13 protein-coding genes are annotated in these 14748 nt (G+C 69.8%); 10 read left to right on the forward strand and 3 right to left on the reverse strand.

Annotated elements, in window-relative coordinates; all coding sequences use genetic code 11:
- The first annotated feature begins 65 nt into the window (after positions 1-65).
- Both ACAV_RS16355 and ACAV_RS16360 read left to right on the forward strand, forming a co-directional pair.
- Complete coding sequence (locus tag ACAV_RS16355) at positions 66-1607, forward strand: pectate lyase family protein (RefSeq protein ID WP_041828802.1); 1542 nt, start codon at positions 66-68, stop codon at positions 1605-1607.
- Between the two features lie 53 nt (positions 1608-1660).
- Positions 1661-1933 carry a DUF1653 domain-containing protein gene (locus ACAV_RS16360; protein ID WP_013595688.1) on the forward strand — a complete coding sequence of 91 codons (273 nt, stop codon included), beginning with the start codon at positions 1661-1663 and terminating at the stop codon, positions 1931-1933.
- Positions 1934-1962: 29 nt separating this feature from the next.
- Here the strand turns inward: ACAV_RS16360 and ACAV_RS16365 are convergent, their stop codons facing one another.
- Positions 1963-3147, reverse strand: a complete 1185-nt coding sequence (locus tag ACAV_RS16365; protein ID WP_225981417.1) for an ATP-binding protein — start codon at positions 3145-3147, stop codon at positions 1963-1965.
- A 28-nt stretch (positions 3148-3175) separates the two neighbouring features.
- Positions 3176-3907, reverse strand: a complete 732-nt coding sequence (locus ACAV_RS16370; protein ID WP_013595690.1) for a response regulator — start codon at positions 3905-3907, stop codon at positions 3176-3178.
- A 290-nt stretch (positions 3908-4197) separates the two neighbouring features.
- On the opposite strand from ACAV_RS16370, the gene xopAW reads away from it, so the two are divergent.
- Both xopAW and ACAV_RS16380 read left to right on the forward strand, forming a co-directional pair.
- The gene (gene xopAW, locus ACAV_RS16375; RefSeq protein ID WP_013595691.1) at positions 4198-5244 is read left to right on the forward strand and encodes an EF-hand domain-containing protein; all 1047 of its coding nucleotides are present in this window, start codon (positions 4198-4200) and stop codon (positions 5242-5244) included.
- Between the two features lie 227 nt (positions 5245-5471).
- Positions 5472-6032 carry a hypothetical protein gene (locus ACAV_RS16380; protein ID WP_013595692.1) on the forward strand — a complete coding sequence of 187 codons (561 nt, stop codon included), beginning with the start codon at positions 5472-5474 and terminating at the stop codon, positions 6030-6032.
- A 14-nt stretch (positions 6033-6046) separates the two neighbouring features.
- Here ACAV_RS16380 and purN read toward each other — a convergent pair whose 3' ends face one another.
- Positions 6047-6631 carry a phosphoribosylglycinamide formyltransferase gene (gene purN, locus ACAV_RS16385; protein ID WP_013595693.1) on the reverse strand — a complete coding sequence of 195 codons (585 nt, stop codon included), beginning with the start codon at positions 6629-6631 and terminating at the stop codon, positions 6047-6049.
- A 68-nt stretch (positions 6632-6699) separates the two neighbouring features.
- Here purN and ACAV_RS16390 point away from each other — a divergent pair, with 68 nt between their 5' ends.
- The 6 genes from ACAV_RS16390 (at position 6700) to ACAV_RS16415 (ending at position 14565) form a co-directional block, all read left to right on the forward strand.
- Entirely contained in the window at positions 6700-7398 is a 699-nt protein-coding gene (locus ACAV_RS16390) for a YceH family protein (RefSeq protein ID WP_013595694.1), read from the forward strand.
- Positions 7399-7465: 67 nt separating this feature from the next.
- The gene (locus tag ACAV_RS16395) at positions 7466-8671 is read left to right on the forward strand and encodes an acyl-CoA dehydrogenase family protein (protein ID WP_013595695.1); all 1206 of its coding nucleotides are present in this window, start codon (positions 7466-7468) and stop codon (positions 8669-8671) included.
- Between the two features lie 138 nt (positions 8672-8809).
- Entirely contained in the window at positions 8810-9925 is a 1116-nt protein-coding gene (locus ACAV_RS16400) for an acyl-CoA dehydrogenase family protein (RefSeq protein ID WP_013595696.1), read from the forward strand.
- 126 nt (positions 9926-10051) lie between these two features.
- Positions 10052-11662, forward strand: a complete 1611-nt coding sequence (locus ACAV_RS16405; protein WP_013595697.1) for a hypothetical protein — start codon at positions 10052-10054, stop codon at positions 11660-11662.
- A 179-nt stretch (positions 11663-11841) separates the two neighbouring features.
- On the forward strand, positions 11842-13158 hold the full coding sequence (locus tag ACAV_RS16410) for a glycoside hydrolase family 18 protein (RefSeq protein WP_013595698.1): 1317 nt from the start codon (positions 11842-11844) through the stop codon (positions 13156-13158).
- Between the two features lie 96 nt (positions 13159-13254).
- Positions 13255-14565 carry a tetratricopeptide repeat protein gene (locus ACAV_RS16415; RefSeq protein WP_013595699.1) on the forward strand — a complete coding sequence of 437 codons (1311 nt, stop codon included), beginning with the start codon at positions 13255-13257 and terminating at the stop codon, positions 14563-14565.
- Positions 14566-14748 lie beyond the last annotated feature (183 nt).

A 14748-nucleotide genomic window follows, 5' to 3' on the forward strand; every position in this document is an offset into this window, starting at 1 on the left:
GGCGGGATTAGATTGGGCGGCCTATGCACCAACATGCCTCCCTGCGACGGCCACGCGCGACCCCGTTGACTCCCGCGCTCCGTGCGCTGCGCCTGGCAGCCGCTGCCACGGCGGCCACGGCGCTGGTGTGCGCATGCGGCGGCGAGAGCGTGGCAGCGCAGGCTGCTGCAGCGCCCGCAGGCAGCATCGATTCACTGGGCGCGACGGGCTGGGCCTCCCACGGCACGCCGACCACCGGTGGGCAGGGCGCCGCGGCAGGGAAGACCTATACGGTGGCGAACCGCAATGAACTCATCCAGGCGCTCTACGGGAACACCGCCGTGATCGCCCCGGACGGTTCGGTGCAGGGGACGCCGGACAATGCGCCCAAGGTCATCCGCATCCGGGGCACCATCGACCTGAACGTGGACAGCCAGCTGCGCCCTTACACGCCGGACCGCTACGTGGCGGGCTCCTGCGCTTCCTCGGTGCACGGCTATGCGTCCCAGGCCAGTCTTTGGTCGGACTACCTCGCGGCCTACCTCCCCGGCGTCTGGGGCAATGCACGGCCGGTGAGCGGCAAGCCGGAAGACGCGCGGGCCTGCGCGGCAGAACTGCAAAGGCGCGTCGTGACGATCAGCGTGCCGGACAACACATCCCTGCTGGGCATCGGCACGGACGCGAAGATCCTGCACGGCAACCTCATGTTGGGGATGCCGGATGCGCCCGTCGCCAACATCGTGATCCGCAACATCGCCTTCGAGGACGCGTTCGACGATTTCCCCCAATGGGACCCGACCGACTCCTCCGACGGCCGGTGGAACTCGGAGTACGACCTCATTTCCGTGGCCCATGCCAGCCATGTGTGGATCGACCACAACACCTTCAGCGACGGCGACCGCCACGACCATGCCTTCCCCTCCGTGTGGCACGAGACGGTGCACGGCACGGACTACAGCGGCAGCGATTTCAAGGTGCAGCACCATGACGGCCTCGTGGACGTGACCCGGCACGGCAACTACGTCACCCTGTCGAACAACCATTTCCACGACCACGACAAGGCGTTCCTGATCGGCGGCACCGATGTTCCCGGCGCGGACAGCGGCAATCCGCGCATGCTGAGGGTGACATTCCACGGCAACCATTTCCAGAACCTGCGGCAGCGCCAGGCCCGTGTCCGCTACGGGATGGTGCATCTCTACAACAACTACTACGAGAACACACGGGACGCCTCGGCCGACTATCCCTGGCTGGCCGGCATCACGCTGGGCCAGAGCGGCAAGGTGCATGCCGAGAACAACGTGGTGTCGCTCGCCAGCCCGGACCGGCCCGCGCGGCCTGCCGATGTGGCGAACGCCCGGATCTCGGCAGCACGGACGCAGGACTGCGCGGCGCTGTTTTCCGCCAGCGAGTGCGCCTCCACGTTCTACGACAGCGGCACGGTGCTCAATGGCGCTCCCGCGGACCTGACGGCCGCCGTGCGCTGGTCCTCGGCCCTGGTGACTGACCCCGCATGGAAGCCGTCGGACTTTTACGACTACGCGCTGGAAGACACCGCGGACCTGGCGGCGCACATTACCGCCCGTGCGGGAGCGGGCCAGCTCGAAAGCCCCGCAGCGCGGCGCTGACCCGGTCCGCGGGGGTGCCCGGGCGGCTGCGGGGCCCGGCGCACAATCCGGCGATGCACAGCCCCTCCCACCCCGACGGCGAACTGCCTCCGATGCAGCCCACTCCTCCCGGTCTCTACCGGCATTACAAAGGCATGCTCTACGAGGTGATCGGCACCGCGCGGCACAGCGAGACGCTGGAGCCGATGACGGTGTACCGGGCGCTCTACGGCGACCGGGGGCTGTGGGTGCGGCCCGCGGCCATGTTCGCGGAGACGGTGCAGATCGCCGGACAGCCCCGGCCCCGGTTCGAGCGCATCGGGGACGCGGAGGCCTTGGCGGGCTGACCCGCGCGGGCACGGCCTGCAGCAGTGCGTCAGACCGACTTGCCCCCGGGGACGACAGGTTCGTCCGGGCGCGGCAGGACCACGGTCGCCCGCAGGCCTCCGCCGGCGGCATTGGACAGCAGCAGGCTGCCCCCGTGGCGCTGCACGATGTCGCTGGCGATCGACAGGCCCAGGCCGGCTCCCCCGGAATGGCGGTTGCGCGAGGTCTCGACGCGGTAGAAGGGCTGGACCACCTTGCCCAGCTCGTCCTGCGGCAGGCCGGGCCCATGGTCCCGCACATGGATGCGCAATGCATCGGGCGCATCTTCCAGGGCGATCTCTGCGCTGCCGCCATAACGCACCGCGTTGCCCACGAGGTTGTCCAGGCAGCGCCGGAGCGCGCCAGCGCGGGCGGGCAGCGGGCGGGCAATGCCGGAGCAGCGCACCTCGTGGCCGCAGGCCTGCTCGTCGTCCACCAGGCTCTCGATGAGGGCCTGTACGTCCAGCAGCGCCAGCGGCTCCGCACTCGCCACGCCCCGCAGGTGGTCGAGCGTGGCGGCGATCATGGCGTCCATCTCGGCGATGTCGCGTGCGAAAGCGGTGCGCTCGGAGTCCTGCCCGAGCGACTCGGCCCGCAGGCGCAGGCGCGTCAGGGGTGTACGGAGGTCGTGCGATACGGCCGCGACGAAACGGTCACGCTCATCCAGCTGGCGGCGGATGCGCGCCTGCATCAGGTTGAACACCCGGCTGGCCTCCCGGCATTCGGCAGTGCCATCCTCGGGCAGCGGCGGGCGATGGACGTCCGTCCCGAGCTGCCGCGCCGCCGTGGCGAGCCGGTGCAGCGGACGCGCCAGCCAGCGAGCCCCCCACCAGGCCGCGAGCATCAGGGCAGCCAGGCGGACGCCGATGTCCAGCAGCAGGCCCGGATGCCACCAGCCCGGAGGATGCCGGGCAGGGTGCGGAAGCGGCAGCTCCACGCCGCCCTGCCCAACGACCGTGGTTCCGGGAGGCCCCTGCCGCGCCCCGTCCGGCCCATCGGCTGCAGGCGGCCGGTGGTGGGGGCCGGGGCCCGGTCCGGGCCGAAATTCGAACATCAGCGTCAACGCCAGCACATGGCTGGCGAGCACCGCCACGAAAAGCAGCATCGCCAGCCGGCCAAACAGGGTGTCGGGCAGGCAGCGGGCGGCGGCTGCGCGCCAGCCGGCGGGCCGCGGGGACGGCGGAACCTGTGTCACGGGCGCGTCCGGCCCTGCCGTGGCCATGTCAGGCCCGGGCGGCCAGGCCCTGCACGGTCTGGATGTCGAACAGGTAGCCGGAGCCGCGCACGGTCTTGATCAGCGCCGGCGCGCGCGGATCGTCGGACAGCTTGCTCCTCAGCCGGGAGACCAGCAGGTCGATGCTGCGCTCGAACGATTCCATGGCACGTCCCCGGGCATGCTCCATCAACTGGTCGCGGCTGCACACGCGCCGCGGCATGCGCAGGAAAGTGCAGAGCAGGCGGTATTCGGCATTGGACAGCGGCACGGTCACGCCCGCAGGCGACACCAGGTGGCGCTCCACACTGTGCAGCGACCATCCGTCGAAGCGCACCACCTCGGCCACGGCCTGCATTCCACCGGGCTCACGGAAGGCGGGCGCCGTGCGACGCAGCACGCTATGGATGCGCGCCACAAGCTCGCGGGGCTCGAACGGCTTGGTCATGTAATCGTCGGCCCCCAGTTCCAGCCCCAGTACGCGGTCATAGGCATCGGCGCGGGCCGTGAGCATGATGATGGGCACGCCGGACCGGGCGCGCAATTCGCGCGCCAGGGCCATTCCATCCGTTCCGGGCAGCATCAGGTCCAGCACCACGAGATCCATGGGCTGCGCGGCCATGCGGGCGCGCATCACCGCGGCGTCGCACGCGGCATGGGCGGTATAGCCGAAGCGGCCGAGATACTGGGTCAGCAGCGCGGTGATGTCGTCGTCGTCATCGACCACGAGGATGTGTTGCATGGCGCGAGTGCGGGAAGCTGGATGGGGAGGCTGCCGGTTGTCCGCCGAGTGTAGGCAGGGCGCGTCCGCCCGCAGGCCATGAACAGGCCGGGTTTTACCCCGCTGTTCGGGTCTTGCGCCGGCCCCGTGTACCAATGCCGGTACAAACGGGACAAAACGCCGTTACCGGCGCCGCGAAGAATCCTGGGCAGGCCTGTGAAGCCCGGCACCGCAGCCATCGCGACCGCCCCAGGGAGGTGTGCAGGCTGCCGGAGTCTCCCATCCACCCAGGAAGAAAGGAAGGAACGACGATGACGACCATCAGCAGTGTCGGCGGCAGCGCGTGGTCCTCCGCGGCAGCCATGCAGCGGGCCCAGCAGCGCCGGGGACCGTCGCCCGAGGACATGCTGTCGAAGCTCGACAGCGACGGCAATGGCAGCGTGAGCGGCACGGAATTGCAGGGATTGCTCGACAAGGTGGCGAAGAAAGGCGGAGCCGGGGGGACGGCAGCGGACGCCAGCGACCTCGTGTCACGCTATGACAGCGATGGCGACGGCAACCTGAATGCACAGGAACTGGGCAAGACCCTGGAGAGCCTGATGCCGCAGCGCTCCACCATGGACTTCGCCCAGGCGCGCGGCGCGGGTGCGGGCCAGGGCCAGGCGGGCGACAACCTGTTCGGCAAGGTGGATGCGGACGGCGACGGCAGCGTCAGCCAGGCCGAACTGCAGTCGCTGGTGGCGAAAATGTCCGGTGCGTCGGACAGCAGCACCTCCGCCACGGACGCGGAAAGCGCCGAGCTGTTCAAGAAGCTCGATAGCGACGGCGATGGCCAGCTGACCGAGGCGGAATTCGATGCCGGCCGGCCGTCGTCGGACCGGGATGGTTCGCGGGTTGCGGGCGGCATGCCGCCGCCACCCGGGGGCGCCGGAGGGCCGGGCGGACCTGGTGGCCCGGCAGGCGCTCGGTCCACCTCGGCCACTTCGGACAGTACCACCTACGACCCGCTGGACACCAACGAGGACGGCACGGTCTCCGCGGCGGAACGCGCAGCAGGCGCGGCCAGCGGCAAGGATGCGGTCACTGCGCTGTTCACTGCGATCGATACCGATGGTGACAAGACGATGAGCAACAGCGAGGCGCAGAGCTTCATCGCGCAGCTCGCCAGCCAATATGCCGCAGCCTCTTCCACCGCGGACGCCAGCGGCAGCTCCGGCACGGCGTCGAATGCAGCGACCGGGGACGGCCGGCGGCTGGACGTTGCACGGCTGGCGGACATGGCGCGGCAGCAGTACGAAGCTGCCGCAGCGGACTGGGCCGGCAAAGGCCGCTCCAGCGCCGTGAGCGCCGTCGCCTGACGCCCGCAGAGCGCATGCGATCGCCGTCCCTCCGCAGTGCTGCGAAGCCCGTCACTGGACGAGCTGCGGAGGCCGGCCCCCTGCGTTGCCGCCGGAAAGTTGCCTGCGTGCGGCAGCGGCGCTGTCCTGTCGAGGGCCGCCGCACCCGTCCTACAGCCCCCTTTCCGCCGCCTGCATAAGGTTGGCCATGGTGCGCCGCACGGCGCCTGGATACGAGGAACTTCACCATGGACCATCTTCTGCAAGGCATGTTCGGCGAGAGATCTCTGGCCAAGGTGGCCGGGATCTTCGGCGACAAGCCGCCCGCCGAGGCCCTGGTCGGCCGGCTGCTGCGGCTGCCGGACATGCGGCCAGGCCAGGTCCGGCTGCTGGGGCCGCAGGATGCGCGGGCATCGCGACGCGATCTGGTCGGTCGCAAGCCGGAACCCGAACAGTCCGGCATTTTCCGCGCGCTGCTGCGTTCCCATCTCCCCGCGGGCCTGGCCGGCGCGGTGGCGGGGCTGCTGTTGTATGAATGGCTGCTGCGATCCGGCCAGCCGGCAGTCGCTGGCAACCCGCTGCCGGCCTTCATGGCGATCGTGGGCTTCACCACTGTCTTCGGCATGCTGCTGTCCGGCGGCCTGGCATCGCTGCGCCCGGACCGCGTGCGGCTCATCAGCCAGGTACGTTCCGCCCTGCGGGCTGGGCACTGGGCCGTGGTGGTTCACCCGGCAGACTCCTACCAGGCCCAGCTCGCCACGGACCTGCTGGAAGGCAGCAGCCCCGGGAAGATCGTCTCGACGCTCTGAAGCCTGCGCCGCTTCTATGGGCGGCCCAGCAGCAACTCCAGCACGGCCGGCGCGTAGATCGCATGCTCCTGCGCCAGCACGCGCCCCGCCAAGCGCTCGGCCGTGTCGCCCGGCAGCACCGGCACGACGCCCTGGGCCAGGATGGGCCCTGCGTCCAGTTCGGGGGTAACGAGGTGCACGGACGCGCCGGCCACCTTGCAGCCCGCGTCGATGGCGCGCTGGTGGGTATGCAGGCCAGGAAAGGCCGGCAGCAGTGAAGGGTGGATGTTGACCAGCCGCCCTGCATAGTGCGCCACGAAGCCGGGCGTGAGGATGCGCATGAAGCCGGCCAGCACCACCACCGCGGGATCGTGCGCGTCGATCCGCTGCGCGAGTGCTGCATCGAAGGCCTCGCGCGAGGCATGGGCCCGGTGGTCCACGGCGTCCGTGGCGATGCCCTGCTCCCGCGCCCAGGCGAGGCCGGGCGCATCGGCCTTGTTGCTCAGCACGGCGGCCACCCGCACGCCGTGGCGGCCTGCCCAGTCCTGCATCCGGGCCGTCCGCACGATGGCTGCCATGTTGGAGCCCCCGCCCGAGATCAAAATCACGATGTTCTTCATGGGGCGCGGATTATCGCCGCGTCCGTTCCTCCTCCTTGCCTGCCGCGGCGCCAATCGCTTTCTTTCCAATGTCCTTCGATCCCCGCCTCCAGCCCCTGACCGCCGCCGAAGCCCGCGTGCTCGGCACCCTGATGGAAAAGGCCCGCACGGTGCCCGACAGCTATCCATTGACCTTGAACGCCGTGGTGACCGGCTGCAACCAGAAATCGAGCCGCGACCCGGTGACCACGCTTTCCGACGCCGAAGTGCAGGAGGCACTGGACAGCCTGCGCCGCCGCGCGATGGTGGTGGAGATCGGCGGCCAGCGCGCCACCCGCTGGGAGCACAACTTCACGCGCGCAGCGGGCGTTCCAGACCAGTCCGCGGCCCTGCTCGGCCTGCTGATGCTGCGCGGCCCGCAGACGGCGGGCGAACTGCGCATCAATGCCGAGCGCTGGCACCGCTTTGCCGACATCTCATCGGTCGAAGCGTTCCTGGACGAACTGCAGTCGCGCAACGAGGAAAAAGGCGGCCCGCTGGTGGCCCTGCTGCCGCGCGCGCCGGGCGCCCGCGAATCGCGCTGGACGCACCTGCTCTGCGGCCCCTTGAGCGACGCCGACATGGCCGCGCAGGCGGCGCAGGCCGCGGCCCCTGCATCGTCCACCCGGACGTCCGATCCGGCGCTGGCCGAGCGTGTCGCAGCCCTCGAGGCCGAGGTGTCGGCGCTGCGCGGATCGCTGGCGGCACTGTGCGACCAGCTCGGGGTGTCGCTCCCCGGACAGCCATAAAAAGCACGACCGTGCTACAAATTGCGGTATCGCGCCGGCCACGCCGGCGTCCACACGGAGACAACGCATGGACCTTGCATTCACCCCCGAAGAACAGGCCTTCCGCGAAGAGATTCGCGCATGGGTCCGCGAACACCTGCCGGCAGAGACCGCGCACAAGGTGCACAACGCGCTGCGCCTGACGCGCGACGACCTGCAGGGCTGGGCGAAGATCCTCGGCAAGAAGGGCTGGCTGGGCTTCGGCTGGCCGAAGCAGTTCGGCGGTCCCGGCTGGACGGCCGTGCAGAAGCACCTGTTCGAGGAAGAGTGCGCGCTCGCCGGTGCACCGCGCATCGTGCCGTTCGGCCCGGTGATGGTGGCGCCGGTCATCATGGCCTTCGGCTCGCCCGAGCAGCAGCAGCGCTTCCTGCCCGGCATCGCAAGCGGCGAGGTGTGGTGGAGCCAGGGCTACAGCGAACCGGGCTCGGGCTCGGACCTGGCCAGCCTCAAGACCCGCGCCGAGCGCCGCGGCGACAAGTACATCGTCAACGGCCAGAAGACCTGGACCACGCTGGGCCAGTACGGCGACTGGATGTTCAACCTCGTGCGCACCAGCACGGAAGGCAAGCCGCAGACCGGCATCAGCTTCCTGCTGCTGGACATGAAGTCGCCCGGCGTCACGGTGCGGCCGATCAAGCTGCTGGACGGCGAATGCGAGGTCAACGAGGTGTTCTTCGACAACGTCGAAGTGCCGGCCGAGAACCTGATCGGCGAGGAGAACAAGGGCTGGACCTACGCCAAGCACCTGCTCAGCCACGAACGCACCAACATCGCCGACGTGAACCGCAGCAAGCGCGAACTGGAGCGACTGAAGCGCATCGCCAGGACCGAAGGACTGTGGGATGACCTGCGCTTCCGCGACCAGATGGCGCTGCTGGAGGTGGACATCGTGGCGCTGGAGATGCTGGTGCTGCGCGTGCTGTCGGCCGAGAAGTCGGGCAAGAACTCGCTGGACATCGCCGGCCTGCTGAAGATCAAGGGCAGCGAGATCCAGCAGCGCTATGCCGAACTGATGATGCTGGCCGCCGGCCCGTACTCCCTGCCCTTCATCGAGGAGGCCATGGAGGCCGGCTGGCAGGGCGATGCGGCGATGGGAGCGCTGGGCGGATTCCCGGGCGGCACGGTGGCGAATGCGCCGCTGGCGTCCACCTACTTCAACCTGCGCAAGACCACCATTTATGGCGGGAGCAACGAGGTCCAGCGAAACATCGTCGCGCAGACCGTGCTGGGCTGACGCCCTGCACGGTCCGCGCGGTGCGCGACAGGACTGCTCCCCCGTGCCCCCTCCGCGAGGGGGTTCCAGTATGAGCTTCGCTGATCTTTGAAGGGGTGGCATCAGCGCCCCGCACTGAATCGGCTTTTGGAGACGACCATGGATTTTGATTTTTCCGATGACCAGCAATCCTTGCGCGATGCGGTGCGGCGCTGGGTGGACAAGGGTTATGCGTTCGAGCGGCGCCGCGGCATCGTGGCGGCGGGCGGGTTCGATCGGGCGGCCTATGGCGAACTGGCGGAGCTGGGCCTGACGGCGCTGACCGTGCCGGAGGCCCACGACGGGCTGGGCCAGGGCGCGGTGGATGCGATGGTGGCCATGGAGGAACTGGGCCGCGGCATCGTGCTGGAGCCGCTGGCGCAGACCTTCGTGGCCAGCGGGGTGCTGGCGCAGTGCGCGCCGGAAGCCGTGCAGGCCGCGTGGCTGCCGCGCATCGCGAGCGGCGAGGCGCTGGTGGTGCTCGCCCACCAGGAGCGCAAGGCACGCTACCGGCTGGACGTGTGCGAGGCCCAGGCCACCGGCTCGGGCGACGGCGCCACGGTAACGGGCACCAAGAGCCTCGTGCCCGCGGGCGACCAGGCGGATGCGTTCCTGGTGCCGGCGCAGCACCAGGGCCGCATGGCCCTGTTCCTTGTCGAGCGCGGCGCGCGGGGCGTGGCCACGCGCGGCTACGTAACGCAGGACGGCAGCCGCGCAGCGGAGGTCCAGTTCGCCAACGCACCGGCCACGCTGGTCGCGGAGGACGGGCTCGCGGCGCTGGAGCTCGCGGTGGACATCGGCATCGCCGCGGCCTGCGCCGAGGCCGTGGGCGTGATGGACCAGACTGTGGCGCTCACCGTGGACTACATGAACCAGCGCAAGCAGTTCGGCGTGCCGATCGCCAGCTTCCAGGCGCTGCGCCACCGCGTGGCCGACATGAAGATGCAGCTGGAACTCGCACGCTCGATGAGCTATTACGCCAGCCTGAAGCTGGGCGCCCCCGCCGAGGAGCGGCGCCGCGCCCTGTCGCGCGCCAAGGTGCAGCTCGGGCAGTCGATGCGCTTCGTGGGCCAGCAGTCCGTGCAGTTGCACGGGGGCATCGGCGTGACCGACGAATACATCGGCAGCCACTACTTCAAGAAGCTTACGCAGCTGGAGATGACCTGGGGCGACACGCTGCACCACCTGGGCGAGGTGTCGGCGCGCATGCAGGACACGGCGGGCGTGTTCGCCTGACTGGAGCGGTAACGCGACCGTCCGCGCGCGGTAACACGAACCCCGCGACGGAGGGGTAGGCAAGGCGGGCACTCTGTGTTCAAGTGCACGGTTCATCCGACACGTCACTTGCCCCGAGGGAGTTCCATGCACCACACGCCATCGCCATCCCGCCGCCCGTCCGCATCCGCCCTGCTGCTGGGTGGTGTCATCGCCGCCTGCTCCGCGCCCGCCTGGGCCCAGACGGCCGAACCCGAGCCTGGCATGTGGAACTTCGACGGCGAGCTGGATGGCCGCCCGGGCCGCAGCCTGCACATCGACACCCAGGCCGGCCGCACCATGGCCGTTTCCTACCTGGGGTACCGCGCCGACGGCTCGTCGTTCTTCCTGCAGGCCGCAGGCACCCGGCCCAGCACCTCTTCCACCTTCGACGGCACGCTGAGCGAATTCCGCAACGGCCCGGTGATCGGCGGCGGCGCCGGCCAGGGCGAGACCGCAGCCACCGCGGGCCCCGTGAAGATCGTCTTCGACACGCCCACCACCGGCACGGTCACACTGCCGGGCGACGTGCCGCGGCGTATTTCGCGCTACCAGTACGAAGACCCTGGCGTGCGGCTCACGCGCGACTCCATCGCCGCCGACACGTTCGCGGCAGTGACGCAAAAACGGAGAACGCCGCATTGGATCGACGTGAAACTGCAGGACGGCCAGTTCTCCATGAAGATCAACACCAGCGCGGAGCGAGCGGACTCCTGCATCTACACCGGAAACGTCCAGCCCGCGGGCTCAGGCATTTCTTCTGAAGGGACCTACCGGTGCACCTCGAGCGACGGGGCTCAGGAGACAGGCGCCTACCGCGCAGAGCATTTCATGATGCAGGCCGATGGCATATTCCGGGGGACCCTGTGGCGTGACGGCGCATCCACCGACCTCTTCGGCTATTGCATGGGAGGCGCCCGCTTCATGGACTGGCCCGGGCTTTGCGCCACGTCATGGAACCAGCCGCAGCCGCAGCCGGAACCCGGCATCTGGGGCTTCGAAGGCGAGGTAAACGGCCAGCCCGGGCGCAGCCTGCAGATAGACACGCAGCAGGGGCGGGCCATGGTGGTGACCTACGTGGGCTACCGTCCCGACGGATCCTCCCTCTTCCTGCAGGCCGGGGGCGTCCGGGCCGAGGGCGACACGGCCTTCACCGGCAACCTGCACGAGTACCGCAACGGGCCCGCGCTGGGCGGCGGAACCCGCAGCGGCGAGCAGGCCGCCGACCTGGGCGCGATGCGCATCACCTTCGACTCGACCACCACCGGCACCGTCACCCTGCCCGGCGACACGCCCCGGCGCATCGTGCGGCTCCAGTACGAGGATCTCACGGCGCGGTTCAACCAGACCTACCGCATTCGCTACGCCGAAGGCTCTACATTGGGAGGCGCACCGTCCCTGCAACTCAAGTTCCAGGCCCGCGACGGGCAGTTCCAGATGGTCCAAAACGGCGGGGACGGCACCCAGGGCTGCACCTACACCGGCAGCTACCAGTTCGCCGGCAGGAGCCTCATCAGCCCTTCCGGAACTTACGTGTGCGACGGGTCCGGGGAAACGGGCACCTACAGCAACTACCAGTTCGAAGTCGATGCCGGTGGGCACATCGTTTTCTACAAGTCCCCGCGCCGGATCTTTGGCGGCGGTTTCTGCATCCGGCGCACTGAAGGAGGCGGCTACCGGCCCTGCACCACCGAAGAGCTGAACACGCCGGCTTCCTGACGAAGCCTGCAGCCACGACGCGGGCCGGGCTGCACATGCCACGCGGCGCGGCACGCCACCGTGCCGGACCCTGTGGCATCCCAAAACGGCACCCTCAGCATTGCATGCATGGCGCTGCATTGACGTGCCGCTTCCCAGCGCCGAGAGTGCGGAGCCCTGCACACCGAGGAGCACCGCACATGAGGACACCCTGGACCCGCATCCTGGGCATCGCCTGCCTGGCCATCCTGGCCGCCCCTGCCTGGAGCGACACGGCCGCGTCCGCCCACGCACCGACCAGCGCCGCGACACCCGCACGCGAAGTGGTGGGCTACTTCACCTCCTGGGGCATCTATGCCCGCGGCTATACCGCGAAGAGCCTGGCCTCCCAGGGTGCCCTGCCCCGCATCACCACGCTGAACTATGCGTTCGGCACCGTCGCGCCTGCCAGTGCGGACGGCAGCGGCCCGGTGGGCTGCCGGCTCGGCGATGCCTGGGCCGACGTGGAACGGCCCTGGACGGCCGAGGAGAGCGTGAACGGCACGGCGGTGGACGACAGCCAGCCGCTGCGCGGCAACTTCCAGCAATTGCGCGCGCTCAAGCGCCTGCAGCCCGGATTGAAGGTGCTGGTCTCGCTGGGTGGCTGGAACGGCTCGAAATGGTTCTCCGACGCGGCGCTCACGCCCGCATCGCGCAGCGCATTCGTGAAGTCGTGCGTCGATCTCTTCATCCGCGGCCGCACCGGCGGGGAAACCGAAGGGAACGGCCCGGCAGCGGGCGTGTTCGACGGCATCGACATCGACTGGGAGCACGTCGCCGCGGAAGCAGCCGCCGGCAACATCGTGCGGCCGGAAGATACGGCGAACTTCACGCTGCTCCTGCAGGAATTCCGCCGGCAGCTCGATGCGATCGACCCGGCGCTGCGCCTGACCATCGCGGCACCCGCAGGCCCGCAGAACAGCGCGAAGATCGAGCTCGCGGCGGTGGCGAAGACGGTGGATTTCATCAACCTGATGGCCTACGACCTCCATGTTTCCTCGGAGCGCCGCACGAACCACCAGGCCGCGCTCGCCCCGAGCCCGCGCGACCCCGACCGGGCACGGGATCTCTCGGTGTTGGAAGCCGCCGGCCGGTACCTGCAGGCCGGGGTGCCGCGCAGCAAGCTCGTGGTCGGTGCACCGCTGTATTCGCAGGGCTGGAGCGGCGTGAGCCCGGCCGGCAACGGCCTCTACCAGCCAGCCGCGGGCCCCGCGCAGGGCACCTACGAGGCCGGCGTGGACGATTTCAAGTCCGTGCGCGCCAGGCCCGGCTTCACGCGCCACCGGGACGCGTGGTCCCGCGCGGCCTGGCTGTTCGACGGCAGCACGTTCTGGACCTTCGACGACGAGCAGGTCGTGCGCGAGAAGGCGCGCATCGTGCGGGCCACGGGCCTGCGCGGCATGATGTTCTGGGAGCTTTCCGGCGATGGCGGCGAACTGGTGCGCGCAGCCGGAGAGGAACTGTCCACGGGCCGCTGAAACCCGGGGGACGCGCCGTGGAAGGCGAATCCGGGATAATCCCGTGATTCCCTGCAGCCGGGCCGAGCGCCCGGCTCTCTATTTTCAGCACGAGACATGAGCGCCACTGCCACCCCCACCGACCCGAACCGCCAACACCTCGACACGGCGCGCGAGCAGATCGCCCGCGGCGACCTGCAGCAGGCCGCGCTCACGCTGAACAAGGCCCAGCGCACCCAGCCCAACGACCCGCGCGTGTTCATGCTGGCGGGCCTCATGGCCGAGAAGGCGGGCAATATCCCGAAGGCCTTCGACGGACTGCGCCGTGCCGTGACGCTGGCGCCCGACTGGGGTCCGGGCCAGCTGGAACTGGCACTGCTGCACGCGCGCCAGAACCAGCTGCGCGAAGCCGTGGAGCTGGCCGAGAAGCTGGCTGCGCGCGAGCCGCGCAACCTGGTGGTGCTCGCCGGCGTGGTGGACATCGCCCACCGCGCGGGCGACCTGGACATGGCCGTGCGCCACCTGCGCCGCGGCCTGGAGATGGTGCCCGGCGACGTGCAGCTGCGCCGCCTGCTCGCCCGCGACCTGAGCGACCAGGGCCAGCATGCCGAAGCGCTGCAGGTCTGGGGCGCACTCATCGACGAGAACCCGCAGGACACCGAGGCCCGCCTGGGCCGGGTGAAGACCTGCATTGCGGCCGGCACGCCGGCGCAGGCAGTGGCCGACACCACGGCGCTGATGGAGCTCGCGCCCGGCGACTCCGTGGTGGCCTACTACACCGCCATCGCCCACGGCGTGACGCCGCAGCACCAGCCGCCGGAACTGCACCGCGCGCTGTTCGACGAGCTCGCGGGCCTCTACGACCAGCACATGGTCGCCGGACTGAAGTACAAGCTGCCGAAGATCGCGGCCGCGAAGATCCTCGAACGCTACCCCGACAAGCGCCTCAACGTGCTGGACCTGGGCTGCGGCACGGGACTGCTGGGCGTGTGCCTGGGCCGCCTCGACGGCTTCCTCATCGGCGTGGACATCTCCATCAAGATGATCGAGCAGGCCGCCCGGCACAACGTGTACGACCGCTTCCACACCGTCAACCTGCTGGACGCGCTGCGCGACACGCCCTCGTCCATCTACGACGTGGTGACGGCGCTGGATGTCTTCATCTATACGGGCGACCTGTCGGACACCGTGCCCGACGCCTTCCGCCTGATCGTGCCGAACGGCAATTTCCTCTTCTCGTGCGAAGCCGCTCCCGAGGACGGCCCGGACCTGGTGCTCCAGGCCAACGGCCGCTACGCCCACAAGCGCAGCCACGCCGAGGCCGCGTGCCGGGCGGCAGGCTTCACGACGGTGGAGATCGAGGACCTCGTGCTGCGCTACGAGGGCAACGAGCCCGTGCAGGGCTTCCTGGTGACGGCAAGGAAATAACCCCCCTGAGTCGCCTGCGGCGCCTTCCCCCCGGGGGGACGACGCTGGCAGCCCGGCGGAGCCGGTTCTGCGGCGTCTGCTGGCGTGGCCTGCTCCGCGGCCATCGTATGGGTGGCCCATCGCCTATCCAAAGGCAGCGTCCCGAGCTTGCCTCGGGATGCGCCCTGCGCAAGACGCGGCATC

It is taken from the genome of Paracidovorax avenae ATCC 19860, assembly GCF_000176855.2.
GTDB classification, from domain to species: domain Bacteria; phylum Pseudomonadota; class Gammaproteobacteria; order Burkholderiales; family Burkholderiaceae_C; genus Paracidovorax; species Paracidovorax avenae.

Excerpts from the sequence above, each read along its gene's own strand:
- ACAV_RS16360 (WP_013595688.1), top strand. The coding sequence starts at position 1,661 with ATGCACAGCCCCTCCCACCCCGACGGCGAACTGCCTCCGATGCAGCCC.
- ACAV_RS16370 (WP_013595690.1), bottom strand. The coding sequence starts at position 3,907 with ATGCAACACATCCTCGTGGTCGATGACGACGACGACATCACCGCGCTG.
- xopAW (WP_013595691.1), top strand. The coding sequence starts at position 4,198 with ATGACGACCATCAGCAGTGTCGGCGGCAGCGCGTGGTCCTCCGCGGCA.
- ACAV_RS16380 (WP_013595692.1), top strand. The coding sequence starts at position 5,472 with ATGGACCATCTTCTGCAAGGCATGTTCGGCGAGAGATCTCTGGCCAAG.
- purN (WP_013595693.1), bottom strand. The coding sequence starts at position 6,631 with ATGAAGAACATCGTGATTTTGATCTCGGGCGGGGGCTCCAACATGGCA.
- ACAV_RS16390 (WP_013595694.1), top strand. The coding sequence starts at position 6,700 with ATGTCCTTCGATCCCCGCCTCCAGCCCCTGACCGCCGCCGAAGCCCGC.
- ACAV_RS16395 (WP_013595695.1), top strand. The coding sequence starts at position 7,466 with ATGGACCTTGCATTCACCCCCGAAGAACAGGCCTTCCGCGAAGAGATT.
- ACAV_RS16400 (WP_013595696.1), top strand. The coding sequence starts at position 8,810 with ATGGATTTTGATTTTTCCGATGACCAGCAATCCTTGCGCGATGCGGTG.
- ACAV_RS16405 (WP_013595697.1), top strand. The coding sequence starts at position 10,052 with ATGCACCACACGCCATCGCCATCCCGCCGCCCGTCCGCATCCGCCCTG.
- ACAV_RS16410 (WP_013595698.1), top strand. The coding sequence starts at position 11,842 with ATGAGGACACCCTGGACCCGCATCCTGGGCATCGCCTGCCTGGCCATC.
- ACAV_RS16415 (WP_013595699.1), top strand. The coding sequence starts at position 13,255 with ATGAGCGCCACTGCCACCCCCACCGACCCGAACCGCCAACACCTCGAC.